This window comes from Autumnicola musiva (genome assembly GCF_031846585.1).
Lineage (GTDB): Bacteria > Bacteroidota > Bacteroidia > Flavobacteriales > Flavobacteriaceae > Autumnicola > Autumnicola musiva.
Genome location: NZ_JAVRHK010000006.1, coordinates 181,721 through 198,288, shown reverse-complemented (window position 1 = coordinate 198,288; position 16,568 = coordinate 181,721). Strand labels below are relative to the sequence as shown.

Here is a 16,568-nt window from a genome sequence, read left to right as displayed (position 1 = left end):
ATAATATGAAAACGAAGTTTTTTTGGTTGATCAGCGTTTCCATTGTAGTGTTTATTGCGCTTTCTAGTATTCAGGGCTATTTAATTTACAATACTTATACCCTAAAACGCAATGCTTTTATGAAACAAACCCGGGATCAAATTTCAGAGATTGATTATAACCAGGAGCTTGATTCAATTGTAGATTTTTGGGGTGAGGAACTTAAAAACGAAATAGGCGATTATAAGAATAATCGAATTAGTAAAAATGAATTGCTTAATAACCTAAAATTAAAGACAGATACTTTATACCCACAATATTATCAGATTTATAAACGTGAGTTGCACAAGCGAGATTTAGGGTATGCCCTTAATTACAAAAAAAATATTACAAGTATTGTAATTTTTGGAAATGAGAATGATACAATCTTTCCGCTAAAAAATGAGAAGAGCTTTAAGTTGTTTGGTGCAGATTTTCCAAATGACGAAGGAAGTTCTGTAAGTATGTCCCGTAACTTTTCGCAATTTGATTTTATAGATCAGACCGGTGAAGATATTATTACGCAGCAATATAATTTAGAAGTGAAAACACAGGATTTGATGCAAATCATGGATCAAAAAAGCATAGTTTTCAAGCAAATGGCAGGTATTATGGCTGGCTCCGTATTTATTTTTATGTCAATGCTGGGCTTGTTTTATTATTCCCTGAAAAACCTTATTAAGCAGAAAAAAATAAATAGTATTAAAACTGATTTTATTAATAATATTACTCACGAACTAAAAACGCCACTGGCTACTTTGGGAATAGCTACCAAAAGCCTGAAGCTTCAAAAAATTAAAGAAAATCCGCAAGCAATTGCCCATTCCTTAGCCACTATAGACCGGCAGAACGATCGTATTCAAAAATTAATTGACCAGGTAATGAGCACCAGCCTTAACGCAGGAAATATACCGCTACAACATAAACAGGTTAGGGTGCGTCCTTATTTGAAAGAAGTTTTGGAAGATTTTAAAGCAGGTCAGCAGCATCGTAAGCTTTTCATAGAAACCGATTTTCATTCCGAAAATGCAGTGTTGCAGCTGGATAAATTTTATTTTACCACTGCACTTTTCAATTTGCTGGAAAATGCGGTTAAGTATAGTGAAGATCCTGTCAAGATAAAATTAAGAACAGCAATGGATCAAAACTATTATACTATCACTATAAGGGACCGGGGAATAGGAATTTCAAAAACCGCCCAAAAAAGTCTTTTTGAGAAATTTTATCGTGTTCCGCAGGGCAATACATATTCGCAAAATGGCCTTGGTCTAGGCCTGTACTATGTTCAACAAATTATACAAGCACACCACGGGGAAATTTCAATAGAAAGCGAACCGGGAAAGGGTAGCATTTTTATTATAAAACTTCCCATGGAAAAATGAAAAATAAGCATATTTTACTGGCCGAAGACGATGTGGATTTTGGAAGTATCCTCAAGCAATACCTGGAGGTACACCACTATCAGATTACCTGGGCGAAGAGCGGAAGTGAAGCACTTGAAATTTTTCAAAAATCCAGTGAAAATCATTTTTCCATTGCCGTGTTGGATATAATGATGCCTAATATGGATGGTTTTCGATTAGCTGAAAAAATGATTAATAAAGCTCCGGAAATTCCCTTTATTTTTCTAACAGCCCGCAAGCTGAAAGAAGATAAGATAAAGGGCCTGAAGTTAGGAGCAGATGATTATATAGTAAAGCCTTTTGATGCAGATATATTGGTGTTACGGCTTAACAATATTCTACGCCGAACACAAAATCCAAACCTTATAAAGAAGTCGTCCAAAATTCAAATTGGCAGTTATACTCTGGATACTGGCAATTATCGCTTGCTGCGAAACGGCAATGTTCAGAAGATCACAGAAAAAGAAGCTGCGTTAATCAACTACTTTTTTCAACATAAAAACCAGTTGTTGAAGCGGGAGCAAATTCTGAATACAATTTGGGAAAATGATGACTTTTTTTCCGGAAGGAGTATGGATGTATTCATCAGCCGTATTCGAAAACATTTTAAAGCAGATCCTAATATTTATATTGAAAGTACACGCGGGATTGGACTTACATTTCATATTAATGAAGAAGCAGAAAAGATTAGTTAATATATTAAATCACTTAAAATTCTACACTTATGAAGATTATTCTTTTAAACAGTTTATTACTTAGCTTGAGCATTTCGGTTTTTGCCCAGCTAACCCCTACTCCAACCCCCACAAATTCAACTACGGTAAGTACCTCTTCGAGTAAGAACAGCAATTATGTACACTCCGTTTCAAATAGCGATGAAAAGGGAAATGGAAATCTTTCTATTTCCATTAGCGAAACTGACAATTCGTATAAGTTTCGCGCAAATTTTCCTTCTAAAAATAATGCTGCTTTAAAAGAGCTTTTGTTGAATAATTTTGGTAAAGAAAATCTGGAAAAAAATGATGACGAATGGGAATGGAGCCTGGCCAGCAAAGGAGATGAAATTTATAGCATTGAGATTTCTTCAGGAAAATTACGAATGAAACTGGATAAAGAACAAGCCGCAAATAACCTGATCCAAAAGTTTATAAAAACCGGGGAAGATGTAAAACAATTGCTTTCCGGTGAAGAGGATAACCAAACGAAATCGCTTGAACGCCGGGCTGAACATTTGCTTAGGGAGGCGGAGCAAATGCAACGTGAGGCCGAGCGTTTAGAAAAAAGGGAAGGGCAAGATTCGCAACAAAAAGAGGTAAAGGCGTTAAAACTTAAAGCTCAGAATTTGCAGCAAAAGGTTGATAGTTTGCAGCAGGAGCTAAAGAAACTTAAAGAAAGCTAATGGCATTATAAACTTTGATTTCCTGATGAATAGTTGAAGAAAACTTTGCCTGTATTTATTTAATTTTCTAACTGAATCCATACCGGAGCATGGTCACTGGTTTTTTCCCAACCGCGCACTTCCCGGTCTACACCGGCATCAATAAGCTCGCTTTTTACATTCGGACTTAGCAGAAAATGATCAATCCGTAGGCCGGCATCACGTTTATAGGCATTCCTAAAATAGTCCCAGAAAGTATAAATTTTCTCCTCTGGATACAAATCTCTTATGGCATCAGTCCAGCCCTGCTTTATAAGATTGCTAAAGGCTTCCCTTACTTCCGGCAAAAACAAAGCATCCTCCAGCCAACGTTCCGGTTTGTACACATCGAGTTCTGTAGGCATTACATTATAATCTCCCACAAGTATTACGGGAGTATCCAATTGCAATAATTGTGAAGCATGCTGTTGCAGCCGCTTAAACCAGCGCATTTTATAATCAAATTTGGGGCCGGGAGCGGGGTTACCGTTGGGTAAATAAATACATCCAATTATAATATCCCCAACCAATGCTTCCAGGTATCTGCTTTGTACATCTTCCGGATCACCTGCAAGGCCTCTTGCCGTTTCATTAATTTCTATATCGCGAGCCAAAATAGCCACTCCGTTCCACTGTTTTTGTCCATGCCATATTGCATTGTATCCGGCATCAATAATAGCTTTTTCCGGGAATTTTTCATTGGGAGCTTTTAATTCCTGCAGGCAAACCACATCGGGTTTGGTAGCTTTCAGCCAGCGTAGCAAAACATGGAGCCTGGCATTAATCCCATTTACGTTATAGGTGGCAATTTTCATGAGTAAAACTTCTGCTTTAATTTAATTATAATTCAACTTAATAATTATTAGAAATCAAGGTACGCCTGCATATTTAAGGAACATAAAGATTAATGTTTTTTCATATTTTCGGAAAACTCCCGCAAAATTAATTTCAACTTTGGATCGATATAGTTTTTACAGAAAGGTTTCTCCGGATCTTTTTGATAATAATCCTGAATTGCTTCACGGGAAGCTTTAAATTCCCTGAATGGAATTGCTTTAGTGATAATTTTTTCTTCGAAATAATTTTGAAGGAATCGAAGTGCAATTTTGCCTTCCTCCTTTTGCTTTTGATTAAAATAATAGACTGCAGAACGATATTTTTTACGAAAACTATGGTTGGATGTACTGTTGTGAGTGCGCAAATGAATTTCTATAAGGCGATGCAGCGGAATAATTTTAGGATTAAAATGAACAATAACAGCTTCGGAAAAATTGCAGTTTTCACCGGTTGAAGCCACATAACCCTGCTTTACTTCAGTTACTCCTTTCAGCATCTGGAAAACAGCTTCTATACACCAGTGGCAGCCGCCACCCAGAGCTATTTTTTGTAATACTTCAGCCATTATTAGTAAAATCTTGGTTTCCAGTTAGTATAATATTGTAGTTCAGGATGTAGGATTAAATTAGATCTTTCCTCTATACTGTATCCAAAATAAAAAGGTCCTAAATTCGACCTCGCCGCATACTGCTGGTATTATACTTTCAACAACATTTAGAATTCAATATACATTTTCGCCATTAGAAAGTTTAAAATACTTCTGCGTAAATCAATTCCATATCGGTTTTTCCAAATTCATATCCGGGGCGTTTACTGGTGAATTTCATATCCAGAACATTCAAATTTTCAATTTCAGCAACCTTAAACATTTTCCAGCCGGGAATTTCAGGGTTTTCTCCCGTACCTTCTGTTTGATAAGCAAGAAGGTTCTCATTACCGTTTTTAAACCGGCCATACCTGTGCGGCTCCACCAGGCGGTAATGTTCATGATATGTAAACTTCAGGAGATTCCTGTTTTCTATCGCTTTAATAACGGTCTTATTCATATAATGTAAAATAAGCCTTATTTCAGAATTTCCCTATTCCTTTTCATGTTCTTCCAGATCCTTCCGAAGATCCAGTTTTCTAAACCCTGGGAAAGCAATTCCCATTCCCAATACGGTTAATAAAGTCATACTTCCGCCAAAAACAACCGCTGTCACTGTTCCCATCAGTTTTGCGGTAAGTCCACTTTCGAAAGCCCCCAGTTCGTTGGAAGAACCCACAAACATAGAGTTAACTGAAGAAACCCTGCCCCGCATATGATCAGGCGTTTTAAGCTGAAGAATGGTTTGCCTTATAATCATGGAAATGCCATCTGTGGCACCACTTAAAAATAAAGCAATCACCGATACCCAGAAAATATTCGAAAGGCCAAAAGCGATAATACAAAGTCCAAACCCAAAGATGGATCCCAGCAACTTTATCCCTGCGTTTTTATTAAGTGGATAATAAGCTGAAGTAAACATGATGAGTACTGCACCCACGGCAGGAGCTGCACGAAGAATACCGAAACCTTCCGGGCCAACTTTTAAAATATCCTGTGCGAAAACCGGTAATAAAGCCACTGCCCCACCAAAAAGTACGGCTATCATATCCAGCGCGATTGCTCCAAATATTATTTTTGCATTGTAAACAAATTTTACTCCTTCCAATAGACTTTTCATCACCGGCTCTCCGATTTTTGGATTCAGGATTGGTTTTTTTGGAATTTGTAAAAGGGCAATAAGCGCGATTAATGAAAATCCGAAGATAAGGCACATAGACCAGTGAACCCCAATCCAGTGAATGCTGAATCCTGCCAATGCTGGCCCTAATACAGCTCCCGCCTGCCAGATTGAACTATTCCAGGTGGCAGCGTTGGGATATACTTTTTTAGGTACAATAAGCGCAAATAGGGAAAAATTTGTAGGTCCCAGAAATGCTCGAACTATCCCTCCTAAAAAGATTAGAAAGTAAATTGAATACAGTGTAAATTGCTGGGATAAATCATCGATAACCCTGGGCCAGGTAAGCAAAAACAATCCAACGCTAATTACCGAAAAGCCAAGCAGGCACTTTAAAAGCAAGCCTTTCTTTTCTTTTTGATCTACAATATGGCCAGCAAAAAGCGCAAGTCCAACTGCGGGAATTACTTCCATTAATCCAATTATTCCCAGGGAAAACGGATCTTTGGTAATATTATAAACCTCCCACTCTATAACAATAAATTGCATGGTACGGGCAAAAACAAATGCGAAGCGCACGAGTAAAAAAGTACGAAATTCCCCGTAGCGTAACGCAGCATAGGGATCATTTTTAGGCATAGAAGAGTATAAAGATCATATTAAAAACTTACACAAATTTAGTAATATGATTCTCCTGCAGATGCTTAACAGTGGAAAAAACAATTATTTTTTTAGAGGTACCAAAACGCTTACAAGGCTAAATGCAATCAGGCTAATTGAAGCTACATCGGCATCATAATAGATACCGCTGAATTTTTCTCCACTGGTAACGTAGGCCCAGATAATGAAAGCCAGCGAAGACAAAACCAAATGCATAATTTTGGGTTTACCGGCTTCAGCCTGAAAATTGAGGTAAAGCGGAGTAAGAATAAGACAAAAAAAGAAAATACCTATTAGCAAACCTTGTTTTTCCACTATAACACTTCCCTCCTCCTTTTCCAAGAATCCCAGCATCGCGAGATAACCGGCAATAATTTCAGCAGGGACAAGGGAAGAAACCTTCTCCAGATAACTTTTTACCCTTTTTCTTTCAGGTTTTTCGGAAGCCCTGAAACCGTGAAGTCCTTTTTCTTCATAAAATAACCTGCTCATACGTGAGAATTTAATGATGGAGCATCAGCTTAGTTTACTGTTCACTTTATCAATAAACGGCTGCATTTTTTCCTGTATCAGCGACTCTTCAAGGTTTACTTCTTTTTTTGCATTATTTTCTTCAAAACTGAAATAATAGACGTAAGAATCGCGCATGCTTTCATTTGTTCGGTTTTCCTTAGCCACTTCTTTAAAAGCCATATTTTCTGAAGTATTTAACTCTTCCAGTTCAATAACGCAGCTTTGCTGTCTTCCTAAAAAACCGCCACTTTTAACACAATGTATTTTCATATAAACCTACTTTTTCCCAGCCGTAAAGAACGGCTTCGTGCTCTGGGCTATTTTGGCCATAGAGATTGATGGTAATATTTGCAGTTATTCTTACCAGTTGTTCAAAATTACTGTTGGAATTAAGCTGCAGCATGGCTTCATACCATATTCGCCCTGCTTTTTCCCACGCAAAACCTCCCATTTGTAAGGCTGCTTCGCAGAAAGCTTTGTTAGGAATTCCGGAATTGATGTGCACTCCCCCATTATCCTGCATTCCGGTATATTTGTTGGCATAATGATCAGGCTGTGGATCGGTGCCTAAATCGGGATCATTAACATAAGCTGTTCCAGGATTTCTCATATCCCGGATGGCCTTCCTGGTAGGAGAAGGAATAATAATCTCTTCCCCCATAAGCCAGTTCGCCGTTTCGGCGTCTTGCTTCAGTACCCATTGTTTTACGAGACTCCCAAATACATCTGCCAGATGTTCATTAATTGCCCCCGCTTCATTTCTGTATACAAGCCTGGAAGTATAAGAAATTACACCATGGGTGAGTTCATGCCCAATCACATCTAAACCTCTTGTGAATCTCCGGAAAATAAAATCATCTCCGTCACCATAAGCCATCTGACTCCCGTTCCAGAAAGCATTGTTATAATTTTCTCCAAGATGAACAGAGGAGATCAATGTAAGGCCGCTGTCATCCAGAGAATCACGATTAAATAATTCCCAGTAGAAATCATAAGTATTGCCCGAATAATCATAAGCCTCATTTACGGCAGGGTCTTCTACCGGCTCCTGCCCTTCCCTTCTTACCAGTTTCCCTGGTAGGAGATCACGGCGGTTCGGCCTGTTAAGCATATCATACACTTCACGATTTTTGCCTTCTTTATTGGTAAGTAAGGAGGCCACAGTTTCCGGCCATAATAACCTTCTTTCAGTACGTACTTCGGCGGCGGTTTCAATGTTCCTTAAGGCCATCTGCCGCACCTTTTCATTAGGAGAGACAGCCATAGCTTCCAGCATATATGGGGGTACAATACAATGTAATGAATGGTGGTTTCCACAGTTACAACTCAGCATCTTCTTCATTTGTTCGGGTTTTTAGTTTCCGTTTACATGAATATGTTTATAAATTCAAACATGTCCATGGCTACGGAATTGCATATATTAATATGAAAGCAACTTTTCTGAAAAAAAGTTGGGTGTCATAAAGTATACAGCTATCTAATTTAAAGAATATTCCAAAAAATTCTTAATTCTATCTCTTTTATTTAGCTGAAGTTTTAAAGTCAGGTTGAAAAACTCTCCTGTTATCTGATTTCATTTTTTTCTTAAGCTGAAAATATAAAAGCGAACCAATAACAGGAAAAAATAAAATGATAACCATCCATAACGGCTTTAATTCAGAATTAGGTAACCTGGATTTTAAAAGGTCTGTAATTGCCCAACTCCAGATAATAAGCAATAAAATTAAAAATAAGATTCCTAAAATCATGTGGTCTGTTTAACTCGGCTGCATACCTCCATTTATATTAAAAGTCTGTCCGGTAATATACCCATTTTTCAATATACTTATAGAAAGGCTGGCAACTTCTTCGGGTTTTCCAAACCGCTTTACAGGAATAATTTCGGGTTTTACGCCGCCTAGACCTTCTACCATATCGGTATCTATAAGTGCCGGAGCAATGGCATTGGCAGTAATATTTTCTTCAGCAAGATTTTTAGCATAATATCTCATCATGCCCAGTTGTCCGGCTTTGGAAGTAGCATAATCTACTCCCACCACTCCCCCGGTTTGGGCAGCCACGGAGGAAATCATTAAAATACGGCCCCATTTTTTGCGGCGCATAGCCGGTAGTACTTCCTGCGTTACAAGGAACCCGGATCTTAGATTAACTTTTATGGCCTTATCAAAATCCTGCAGACTTACGTCTTCTACCTTCTGCTTTTTGGCGATGCCGGCATTATTGATAAGGATTTCAATCTCACCTAATTCATTCCTCACTCTATTAATCATTTTTTTGACTTCTCTTTCTTCTGAAACATCTGCCTGTACGGCAATAGCTTTTCCTCCATTTTCCTTTATCATTTCACAAACTTCTTCGGCTTTATCTTCTGAATGTTGATAATTAACGGCAACATGACTTCCTTCTTTCCCGAGTGCCAAAGCTATTGAACGTCCAATTCCTCTGCTCCCACCAGTTATAAGTGCGATCTTATTTTTTAAATTTTCCATCTGCTTAAGTTCGTATTTATTACAACGAAAAGCTGTTATAAAATTGCAAAATGTTATTATTTTCAATAAGCCGGAGGCGGGAATTCCAGTATTTTGAAATCTTTTACCATAATTTTAAAATGCTTTGTAGCCATTCCTAATTAATTTTAATTACGTAGTACCTTCGGATATTCTGAAAAGCGATTTTTTGAAAAAGAAGATTTTGAATCCTGCCGTGGTTCCCGGTAATAATTTTTCTGAAGGTATTTGGATTCTTCAGAAGCAAAATAAAGTTTAAGAAACCTGCCAAAAAGAAACTGATATGACTGAAAATGACGATCAAAATCAGGGAAAAAAAGATGACAAGAATAAACAAAATAGTGGAAGCATGGGAAACCGTGGTGTTACCCGTCCCATGGCCGAAATGCAAATTAATAATGGCTCCGGGGATAAGCAGGAAAAGAAAGATCAGGATAAGGATAAAAAGAAGAAAAAACAGTCCCGAGAAGGTATGGATATGCCTATGGAAAAAAGAATGAATATGCTCCATATGCACCATAAACAGACGCTTTGGGTATATTGGCTTATCGTTCTATTGGGGGGATGGATGATCCTTTTTCCAATTACTTTCAATTATTCTGTAGGCACCGTTGAACCCAGTGGTGGACGAGAAGTCTGGCTTACATTAAGTGAGCGGATAATGGTAATGCGGTGGAGTGATATTATTAGCGGAATTTTGCTGATGATTTTTGGATGGCGGTCCCTTACGCCTAACCGTCCTGTGAGTTTGTGGGTTTGTTGTTTTGTAGGGATATGGATCACGTTTGCTCCCCTTATATTCTGGTCACCAACTGCGGTAGGTTATCTTAATTCAACAATGGTGGGAGCTTTGGTAATAGCTTTAATCATTCTAATCCCCGGTATGCCCAATATGATTACTTATATGAAAATGGGATCACAGGTGCCGCCGGGCTGGACCTATAATCCTTCAAGCTGGCCGCAGCGTTGGATAATGATTGTACTTGCTTTTTTTGGATGGGTTGTTTCAAGATATTTAGGAGCCTTTCAGCTGGGTTACCTGGATACTGCCTGGGATCCGTTTTTCGGAGAGGGTACTATGAAGGTTTTAAATTCCAATATGTCCCATTCGTTCCCAATTTCTGACGGGGCCATGGGAGCCCTGGCTTATACTTTTGAGTTTCTAATGGGTTGGATGGGAAGCCCCACCCGCTGGCGCACAATGCCGTGGATGGTAACTTTCTTCGGAATACTGGTAATTCCGCTTGGTCTGGTACATATTTTCCTGGTGATTTCACAGCCGGTTGTAGTGGGAGAATGGTGTACCTTTTGCCTTTTAGCCGCGGCAATAATGTTGCCTATGATTCCATTGGAATTTGATGAAGTAATTGCTATGGGGCAACACATGGTACAGGCAAAACGCAGAGGTGACAATATGTGGGATGTTTTTTGGAAAGGCGGAAAGGCCTTTGAAATGAATAAAGATGAAAGAACAACAGAATTGATTGAATTTCCTCAAAAGCCCGTAAAGGTTTTTAAATCTTCTGTTTGGGGAATGAGCGTTCCATGGACCCTTGGCGTATGCACAATAATTGGAATAGCAGCAATGTTTGTTCCGGCTGTTTTTGAGGTAGGTATTCAGAAAACTGCTTCTGATATTTTTCATTTAAGCGGATCACTTATTGTGGTGGTGTCCGTAATTTGTATGGGAGAAATTGTGCGTCGCGGCAGGTATCTCAATATTCTGCTTGGCCTGGCCATGGCAATTGGACCCTGGTTTGTAGATAATACCCCTATCGGCCTGTGCATAACAGGCCTTATTGCCGGATTACTGGTTGCAGGACTTTCTATCCCTACAGGAGTAATAAAGGAGCGCTACGGCTTATGGGGTAAGTATGTGAAATAACAGGTGTAACCCGAGAAAGTAAATTTAAAGATTAGAAAATGTTAGATGACTAATAAGGAGTTGTTTGAAAAAGTAAATAAATTACTAAATGATAATATGGAAAAAGGCGGAGGTAAAAACAAGCCTTTTTTCCATTTTACAAGGCCTTCTCCAGGCACCTATCCTTATAATTTTTTTTGGGACACATGTTTTCATGTCTTTATCTTTTGTTCCCTGGGAGAAGATGAGATGGCTAAAAAACATATCCGCAGTCTTTTTGCTTTACAAAACAAAGATGAATTTGTAGGACATATGATCTATTGGAACAGGTTGAAACCGGGAAGATGGACAGACATATTTCAATCTTTGCCCCGGTTAAGAAACCTTTTCAGGAGCCATACGAGCGCTATTATACAACCACCTTTGGTAGCCCAGGCCGTGGAACGCATTTATGAATCTTCGGGAGACAAAAAATTTCTGAAGGAGATGCTTCCAAAGTTAAAAAAATACTACAGCTGGCTGGCCGGTAACCGTGATTTTCAAAATGATAAATTGCTTACCATAATTTCAAGTTTTGAATCCGGAATGGATTGGAAACCAACTTTTGATGTACCTGCAGGTTTTAAACCTGGGAGAGCCAACTGGCAATTATTTTTGAGGCTTACAGGAATAGACTTCAGAAATTATATAAATAATTATAACTATAAAAGGATTTATAAAAAAGGATATTTCCTGGTGAAAGATGTAGCCTTTAACACCATTTATGCCCAAAATTTAAGAGCGATGTCCCGTCTTTGTCAAATAATGAATGATCCTGATGCGAAAGCTTACGCTGAACTTTCAAACAAAGTGGTAGATAGTATTATGGAACTAATGTATAACAAAGAGGATGATGCTTTTTATGATTGCTATGGAAAAGATAATGAGCAAATCAAAATTCTCACTCCAACTATTTTCTATCCTGTTATTTTAGATGGTATTTCTGAAGAAGTCCGTAAAGCAGTAACCAAAAGGCACTTTTTCAACAATAAAGAATTTCAAATGCCTTACCCACTTCCCTCCCTTGCAAAAAAGGAAGCCGCGTTTAACCCGAATCAATCCATATATATTTGGAGGGGACCTACCTGGATTGTCCATAACTGGTTTTTGCATAAGTTCATTATGATAAGGGGTTACGGTGATGAATCTAAAAAGCTGGTAGAAAGCATAAAAAACTAATTGAGAAAAGCGGATTCCGGGAATATTATAATCCGGTTACCTGGGGCGGGTTAATAGTAGATATGCTAAAAATGGAAGAATAACACGAAAATTCAAAATCACAAAAGTAGATGGCTCTCACCTGTTATTTTCTAATTGTTTCTTTTTATTCCTGTTGCGGGAATACGCAAAATTGAAATGAGGGATTCGGTTTAAATATTAAGGTTCTGCAAAAAAAAGAATTTTCAGGTGTGAAAGTTTTTTAAATGACTGTGAAAGGCTATGTAGAATGTTTAAATTTAGAACAATCGAAATTGTTCCCACAAATGGATCCCTTTAATTTAATGTGTATTTTTTCTAAAGTTGCTAATTTCTACAGGTATAGCACTATGGAGGTAGTACTTAACTAATAAAATTATGCAAACACAATGTGTACTTTCAGCGATTTTTATCCTGGAACGTTTAAATGAATGGGAGTCAAAGGCATGGGTACTCCTAATATAGGATGAGTGCTTTACTGCTGTACGTGTCAAACCAGAAGATTATGGAAAAGTACAATTTATCGACATCAGTTACGTATAACAGCTTATAAAGGAATAAATAATCAAAAACCAAAACAATGATGAAATCTAAAACAGTAGTAATAACAGGTGCTTCGGCAGGAGTTGGAAGGGCCACAGCAAGGGAATTTGCAAAAGAAGGAGCAAAAACACTTCTTATTGCCCGGGGCAAAGATGGTTTAGAAGGTGCCAAACGTGAAGTTGAAGAGTCCGGAGGACAGGCATGGACGTATGTTGCAGATGTTGCCAATGCTGAACAAATGGAACAGGCTGCAGATTATGCCGAAGAAAATATCGGGCCTATAGATGTCTGGATTAATAATGCTATGGTAAGTGTATTCAGTAAAGTTATAGATATGACTCCTGAAGAATACAAGAGGGTAACTGAAGTTACGTATCTGGGACAGGTTTATGGTACAATTGCCGCACTAAAAAGAATGAAAAACCGAAATTGTGGAAGAATTATTCTGGTGGGTTCTGCATTATCTTACCGGGGAATCCCACTACAGTCGGCATATTGTGGTTCCAAACATGCCATACAGGGATTTTTTGAATCTTTAAGAGCTGAACTTTTGCATGATGGAATTAATGTAGGACTTTCTATAGTTCATCTTCCCGCTATGAATACCACCCAGTTTGGATGGGTAAAAACCAGGTTTAATAAAAAACCTAAACCAATGGGCACAATATTTCAGCCGGAAGTTGCCGCACGGGCTATAGTTGAAGTTGCTGAATCTGGTGAAAGGTTGCGGATGGTAGGCTACTCTACATTAAAAACTGTATTGGGAAACAAAGTTTTACCGGCTTATCTTGATCACTATATGGCTGAAAACGGAATTAGTGGACAGTTGACTCCTCATGACGAAGATCCCGACAGGCAGGATAATCTTTGGGAACCGGTTCCCGGAGATCAGGGAACTTATGGAGGGTTTAGCGATCAGGCCCAGAATTACAGTATCTATGACAAAATCTATGAAAACCGGAAAACGCTTGGACTTATTGCCGGAACCTTTTTAGGTGCAAGCTTATTCTCTGCACTTACTGGGAAAAAGAATTAAAAAGATAATTTCAGCCTCTTTAGGTTTATAAGACAAAAGACATTTTCAATTATCATTATTTTTATGGTAATTGAAAATGTCTTCTGTTAAATAGAATTGATTTTATGGATTTAATGCTATCGGTTTTCTTCGTAAGTCTATTAGTCTTAGCCTCAGGAGGCTTATTTAAATGGATGGAAGATGTTTATTTAACAGGCCCATTACTTGCTATGCTGCTGGGAATAATACTGGGACCGATAGCACTGGATCTTATTCATTTTAAAGATGAGCTGCAGGCGGAAAAAAGTATTAAAATTGCATGCGAATTTACCATAGCTATGGCTTTAATGGCCACAGCCCTGCGTATACCCGCCAATTTTTTTAGAAATCATTTCTGGAGCCAATCTGTAATTATCTGTTTAGGTATAGTTCTCATGTGCCTGCTGAGTACCGCTGTATTCTATATATTGCTGGATGGCTTCTCTTTAATTGAATGTCTTCTGTTTGGTGCTATTATCACCCCAACCGATCCTGTAATTGCTGCCACACTTATTACAGGGGAAAAAGCAAAAAAGTATCTTCCACTACTGGTAAGAAGGACACTATCCTTTGAGGCAGGAGCAAATGACGGACTTGCTTACCCGGTGGTTATTTTGGCCATATTTCTGGTCAACAATGGTTTATCGGGCTTTCCTGCAAAAGAATTTTTGCTGCAAACCATTCTTTACGAAACTATTCTCTGTTCGGTCATTGCTTATATCGTGGGAAGATTGGCAGGTCTTTTTATGCACAGGTCAAATAAACACGGCATCATGAATCGTAAATCAATCTTACCTTTCAGCCTGGCCCTCGCCTTTATGCTGTTATCAGGTCTTGATGTAATGGGAATGAATGGGATTATTGGTGTATTTGTAGGTGGAATGGGATATGCCCAGTATCTTAGTAAAAAAGAGGATTTACAGGAAGAACGCGTCCAGGAATCTATGGAGAGGATATTTACAATTCCGGTTTTCTTCTTTTTAGGAATAGCCCTTCCTTGGCAGGAGTGGATGAAGCTGGGCTGGACTGCTGTATTTATCTGTATAGGAATTTTGCTATTTCGAAGAATTCCGGCTTTGCTCCTGCTAATGCCAATCATTCCAAAGTTCAGGAAAAAATTAAATGATATTCTTGTTATGGGATGGTTTGGCCCAATTGGAGTTGCTGCTCTTTACTATGCATTGCATTCCAAAGAAAAAACAAACCTTGAAGAAGTTTGGATTATTCCCACTCTTATAGTTTTTGCTTCCACTATTATGCACGGCATCACCAGCCTGCCTTTTGAAAGATTGTTTTATAAGTTGAAGAAACCTGATGAAGAAGGTTAGATATTAATGTATTTTATATGTAATATTGGTTCATAGAAATGTGCCTGATGAAATTACTATAAATCCTATACCCTTTTTATTCTCACTTTTTTCTTCTTCAGCCTGCTATTATTTAATGCATTTATAAGTGCGTTTACTTTTTTCGGCGGAACGGAAACAAAAGCGCAATCCTGCTTAAGTTCAATAAGGCCCAGCTCATCTTTTTCTAACTTTCCCTGCTTCAGAAAAAGTCCTGCAATGTCTCCTTTTGAGATTTTATCTTTTCTTCCTCCGGAAATAAATAAAGTAGTCCAGGCGGTATTTTTTGAATGGATATCGGTGGCTTTTTCTTCAATATTTTTAGTATAGGCATCCGGAATAATATACTCCGGAAGAACTTCCTTTTCGTACTGCAAAACGTATGCAATCCCTTCTTTATACATTCGGGCAGTTCGCCCGTTTCTATGAATGTACCCCTCTTTCCTATGGGGCAGCTGGTAATGAATAATAAAAGCTATTTCAGGAACATCAATGCCCCTTGCTGCCAAATCTGTAGCCAGCAATAACCGGTAAGTTCCATTTCTAAATTTTATAAGAGACCGCTCCCGCTCCTTCTGTTCCAGGCCTCCATAAAAACAACCATGATCCAGAGAATTCTTATTGAGATAATCGCTCACTTCAGCAATACTGCCTTTGAAATTGCAAAAAATAATACCTGATTCAGTACCGGTAGATTTAATAAGCTTTACAAGACTTTGCAGTTTATCCTTAGATGGAGATACTACAATCTCCGTTTGCAAGCCCGTAATTCCTTCCGGCAGGTAATTAATAATATCAGGAGTTTTAAGTCCTGCAAAAACAGGAATATCAATATTTTGTGTCGCCGAAGTGAGAATTCTTTTTTTAAGATTTGGAAGCGCAGTTATAATCTCTTGCATTTCTTCTTCAAATCCCACCTCCAGGGATTTATCAAATTCATCTAATACCAGGGTACTTATATTCTCTACAACAAAGCTTCCTTTTCTCAAATGATCGGCCAGACGGCCGGGAGTTCCAATAAGTATTGCAGGGGCATGATTTATTTCCAATTTATCTTTTGAAAAAGCCCTTCCGCCATATACAGCGTTAGCCTTAAAACCAGAACCCATTTCCCGGGTAACCTGCTCTATCTGAATAGCAAGTTCTCTGGATGGTACAAGAACTATGGCCTGTACTTCTTCTAAATCAGGATCCAGATTATCAATAAGCGGTAAAAGAAAAGCCAGGGTTTTTCCTGTTCCCGTGGGAGAAAGCAACACGGTATCTGTTTTTGTTTTAATGGATAAAAAAGCTTCCTCCTGCATAGGGTTGAGCTTTTCTATTCCCAATTTTTGCAGAATTTCCTGTTGATTTTTAACCGATTTTTTCATGTTTGCAAAAGTACATCAAATTTAATCGGCTAAAACAATTTAAAATTCTGGTATAAATGAAAAGCTCCTGCACAGGGCAGAAGCTTTTTTCAAT

At 38.3% G+C, this 16,568-nt stretch carries 17 protein-coding genes; 7 read left to right on the top strand and 10 right to left on the bottom strand.

The features are described 5' to 3' along the window. The first annotated feature begins 5 nt into the window (after positions 1-5). The 3 genes from RM539_RS10385 to RM539_RS10375 are packed head-to-tail and all read left to right on the top strand — an operon-like array spanning position 6 to position 2,820. Positions 6-1,400 carry a sensor histidine kinase gene (locus tag RM539_RS10385; protein WP_311503332.1) on the top strand — a complete coding sequence of 465 codons (1,395 nt, stop codon included), beginning with the start codon at positions 6-8 and terminating at the stop codon, positions 1,398-1,400. Beyond that, positions 1,397-2,116, top strand: a complete 720-nt coding sequence (locus RM539_RS10380; protein WP_311503331.1) for a response regulator transcription factor — start codon at positions 1,397-1,399, stop codon at positions 2,114-2,116. The genes RM539_RS10385 and RM539_RS10380 overlap by 4 nt, the downstream gene beginning before the upstream one ends. Before the next feature lie 29 nt (positions 2,117-2,145). Further along, entirely contained in the window at positions 2,146-2,820 is a 675-nt protein-coding gene (locus RM539_RS10375; protein ID WP_311503330.1) for a hypothetical protein, read from the top strand. A gap of 59 nt (positions 2,821-2,879) precedes the next feature. Here the strand turns inward: RM539_RS10375 and xth are convergent, their stop codons facing one another. The 9 genes from xth to RM539_RS10335 all read right to left on the bottom strand — a co-directional run bounded on the left by xth (position 2,880) and on the right by RM539_RS10335 (position 9,043). After that, entirely contained in the window at positions 2,880-3,653 is a 774-nt protein-coding gene (xth, locus tag RM539_RS10370) for an exodeoxyribonuclease III (RefSeq protein WP_311503329.1), read from the bottom strand. Positions 3,654-3,742: 89 nt separating this feature from the next. Then, positions 3,743-4,240 (bottom strand): peptide-methionine (S)-S-oxide reductase, encoded by a 498-nt coding sequence (locus tag RM539_RS10365; RefSeq protein WP_311503328.1) that lies wholly within the window; start codon positions 4,238-4,240, stop codon positions 3,743-3,745. A gap of 184 nt (positions 4,241-4,424) precedes the next feature. Continuing rightward, positions 4,425-4,721, bottom strand: coding sequence for a hypothetical protein (locus RM539_RS10360; RefSeq protein ID WP_311503327.1), 297 nt, complete (start codon positions 4,719-4,721; stop codon positions 4,425-4,427). Between the two features lie 33 nt (positions 4,722-4,754). Further along, positions 4,755-6,020: an MFS transporter gene (locus RM539_RS10355; RefSeq protein WP_311503326.1), complete on the bottom strand. Its 1,266-nt coding sequence runs from the start codon at positions 6,018-6,020 to the stop codon at positions 4,755-4,757. Positions 6,021-6,104: 84 nt separating this feature from the next. Further along, the gene (locus RM539_RS10350; protein WP_311503325.1) at positions 6,105-6,533 is read right to left on the bottom strand and encodes a hypothetical protein; all 429 of its coding nucleotides are present in this window, start codon (positions 6,531-6,533) and stop codon (positions 6,105-6,107) included. 24 nt (positions 6,534-6,557) lie between these two features. After that, entirely contained in the window at positions 6,558-6,824 is a 267-nt protein-coding gene (locus tag RM539_RS10345; RefSeq protein WP_311503324.1) for a hypothetical protein, read from the bottom strand. Beyond that, a complete protein-coding gene (locus tag RM539_RS10340) occupies positions 6,805-7,896 on the bottom strand; it encodes a M4 family metallopeptidase (protein WP_311503323.1) in 1,092 nt (363 codons plus the stop codon). Before RM539_RS10340 ends, RM539_RS10345 begins: the two co-directional genes overlap by 20 nt. A gap of 178 nt (positions 7,897-8,074) precedes the next feature. Then, positions 8,075-8,302, bottom strand: coding sequence for a PLD nuclease N-terminal domain-containing protein (locus RM539_RS20105; protein WP_432264619.1), 228 nt, complete (start codon positions 8,300-8,302; stop codon positions 8,075-8,077). A gap of 9 nt (positions 8,303-8,311) precedes the next feature. Next, a complete protein-coding gene (locus RM539_RS10335; protein ID WP_311503322.1) occupies positions 8,312-9,043 on the bottom strand; it encodes an SDR family NAD(P)-dependent oxidoreductase in 732 nt (243 codons plus the stop codon). Between the two features lie 301 nt (positions 9,044-9,344). Here RM539_RS10335 and RM539_RS10330 point away from each other — a divergent pair, with 301 nt between their 5' ends. The 4 genes from RM539_RS10330 to RM539_RS10315 all read left to right on the top strand — a co-directional run bounded on the left by RM539_RS10330 (position 9,345) and on the right by RM539_RS10315 (position 15,086). Further along, a complete protein-coding gene (locus tag RM539_RS10330; RefSeq protein WP_311503321.1) occupies positions 9,345-10,946 on the top strand; it encodes a vitamin K epoxide reductase family protein in 1,602 nt (533 codons plus the stop codon). Between the two features lie 45 nt (positions 10,947-10,991). Further along, the gene (locus RM539_RS10325; protein ID WP_311503320.1) at positions 10,992-12,143 is read left to right on the top strand and encodes an MGH1-like glycoside hydrolase domain-containing protein; all 1,152 of its coding nucleotides are present in this window, start codon (positions 10,992-10,994) and stop codon (positions 12,141-12,143) included. Between the two features lie 598 nt (positions 12,144-12,741). Next, positions 12,742-13,740, top strand: coding sequence for an SDR family oxidoreductase (locus tag RM539_RS10320; RefSeq protein ID WP_311503319.1), 999 nt, complete (start codon positions 12,742-12,744; stop codon positions 13,738-13,740). A gap of 104 nt (positions 13,741-13,844) precedes the next feature. Next, positions 13,845-15,086, top strand: a complete 1,242-nt coding sequence (locus RM539_RS10315; protein ID WP_311503318.1) for a cation:proton antiporter domain-containing protein — start codon at positions 13,845-13,847, stop codon at positions 15,084-15,086. Between the two features lie 65 nt (positions 15,087-15,151). Here RM539_RS10315 and RM539_RS10310 read toward each other — a convergent pair whose 3' ends face one another. Further along, a complete protein-coding gene (locus tag RM539_RS10310; RefSeq protein WP_311503317.1) occupies positions 15,152-16,474 on the bottom strand; it encodes a DEAD/DEAH box helicase in 1,323 nt (440 codons plus the stop codon). Positions 16,475-16,568 lie beyond the last annotated feature (94 nt).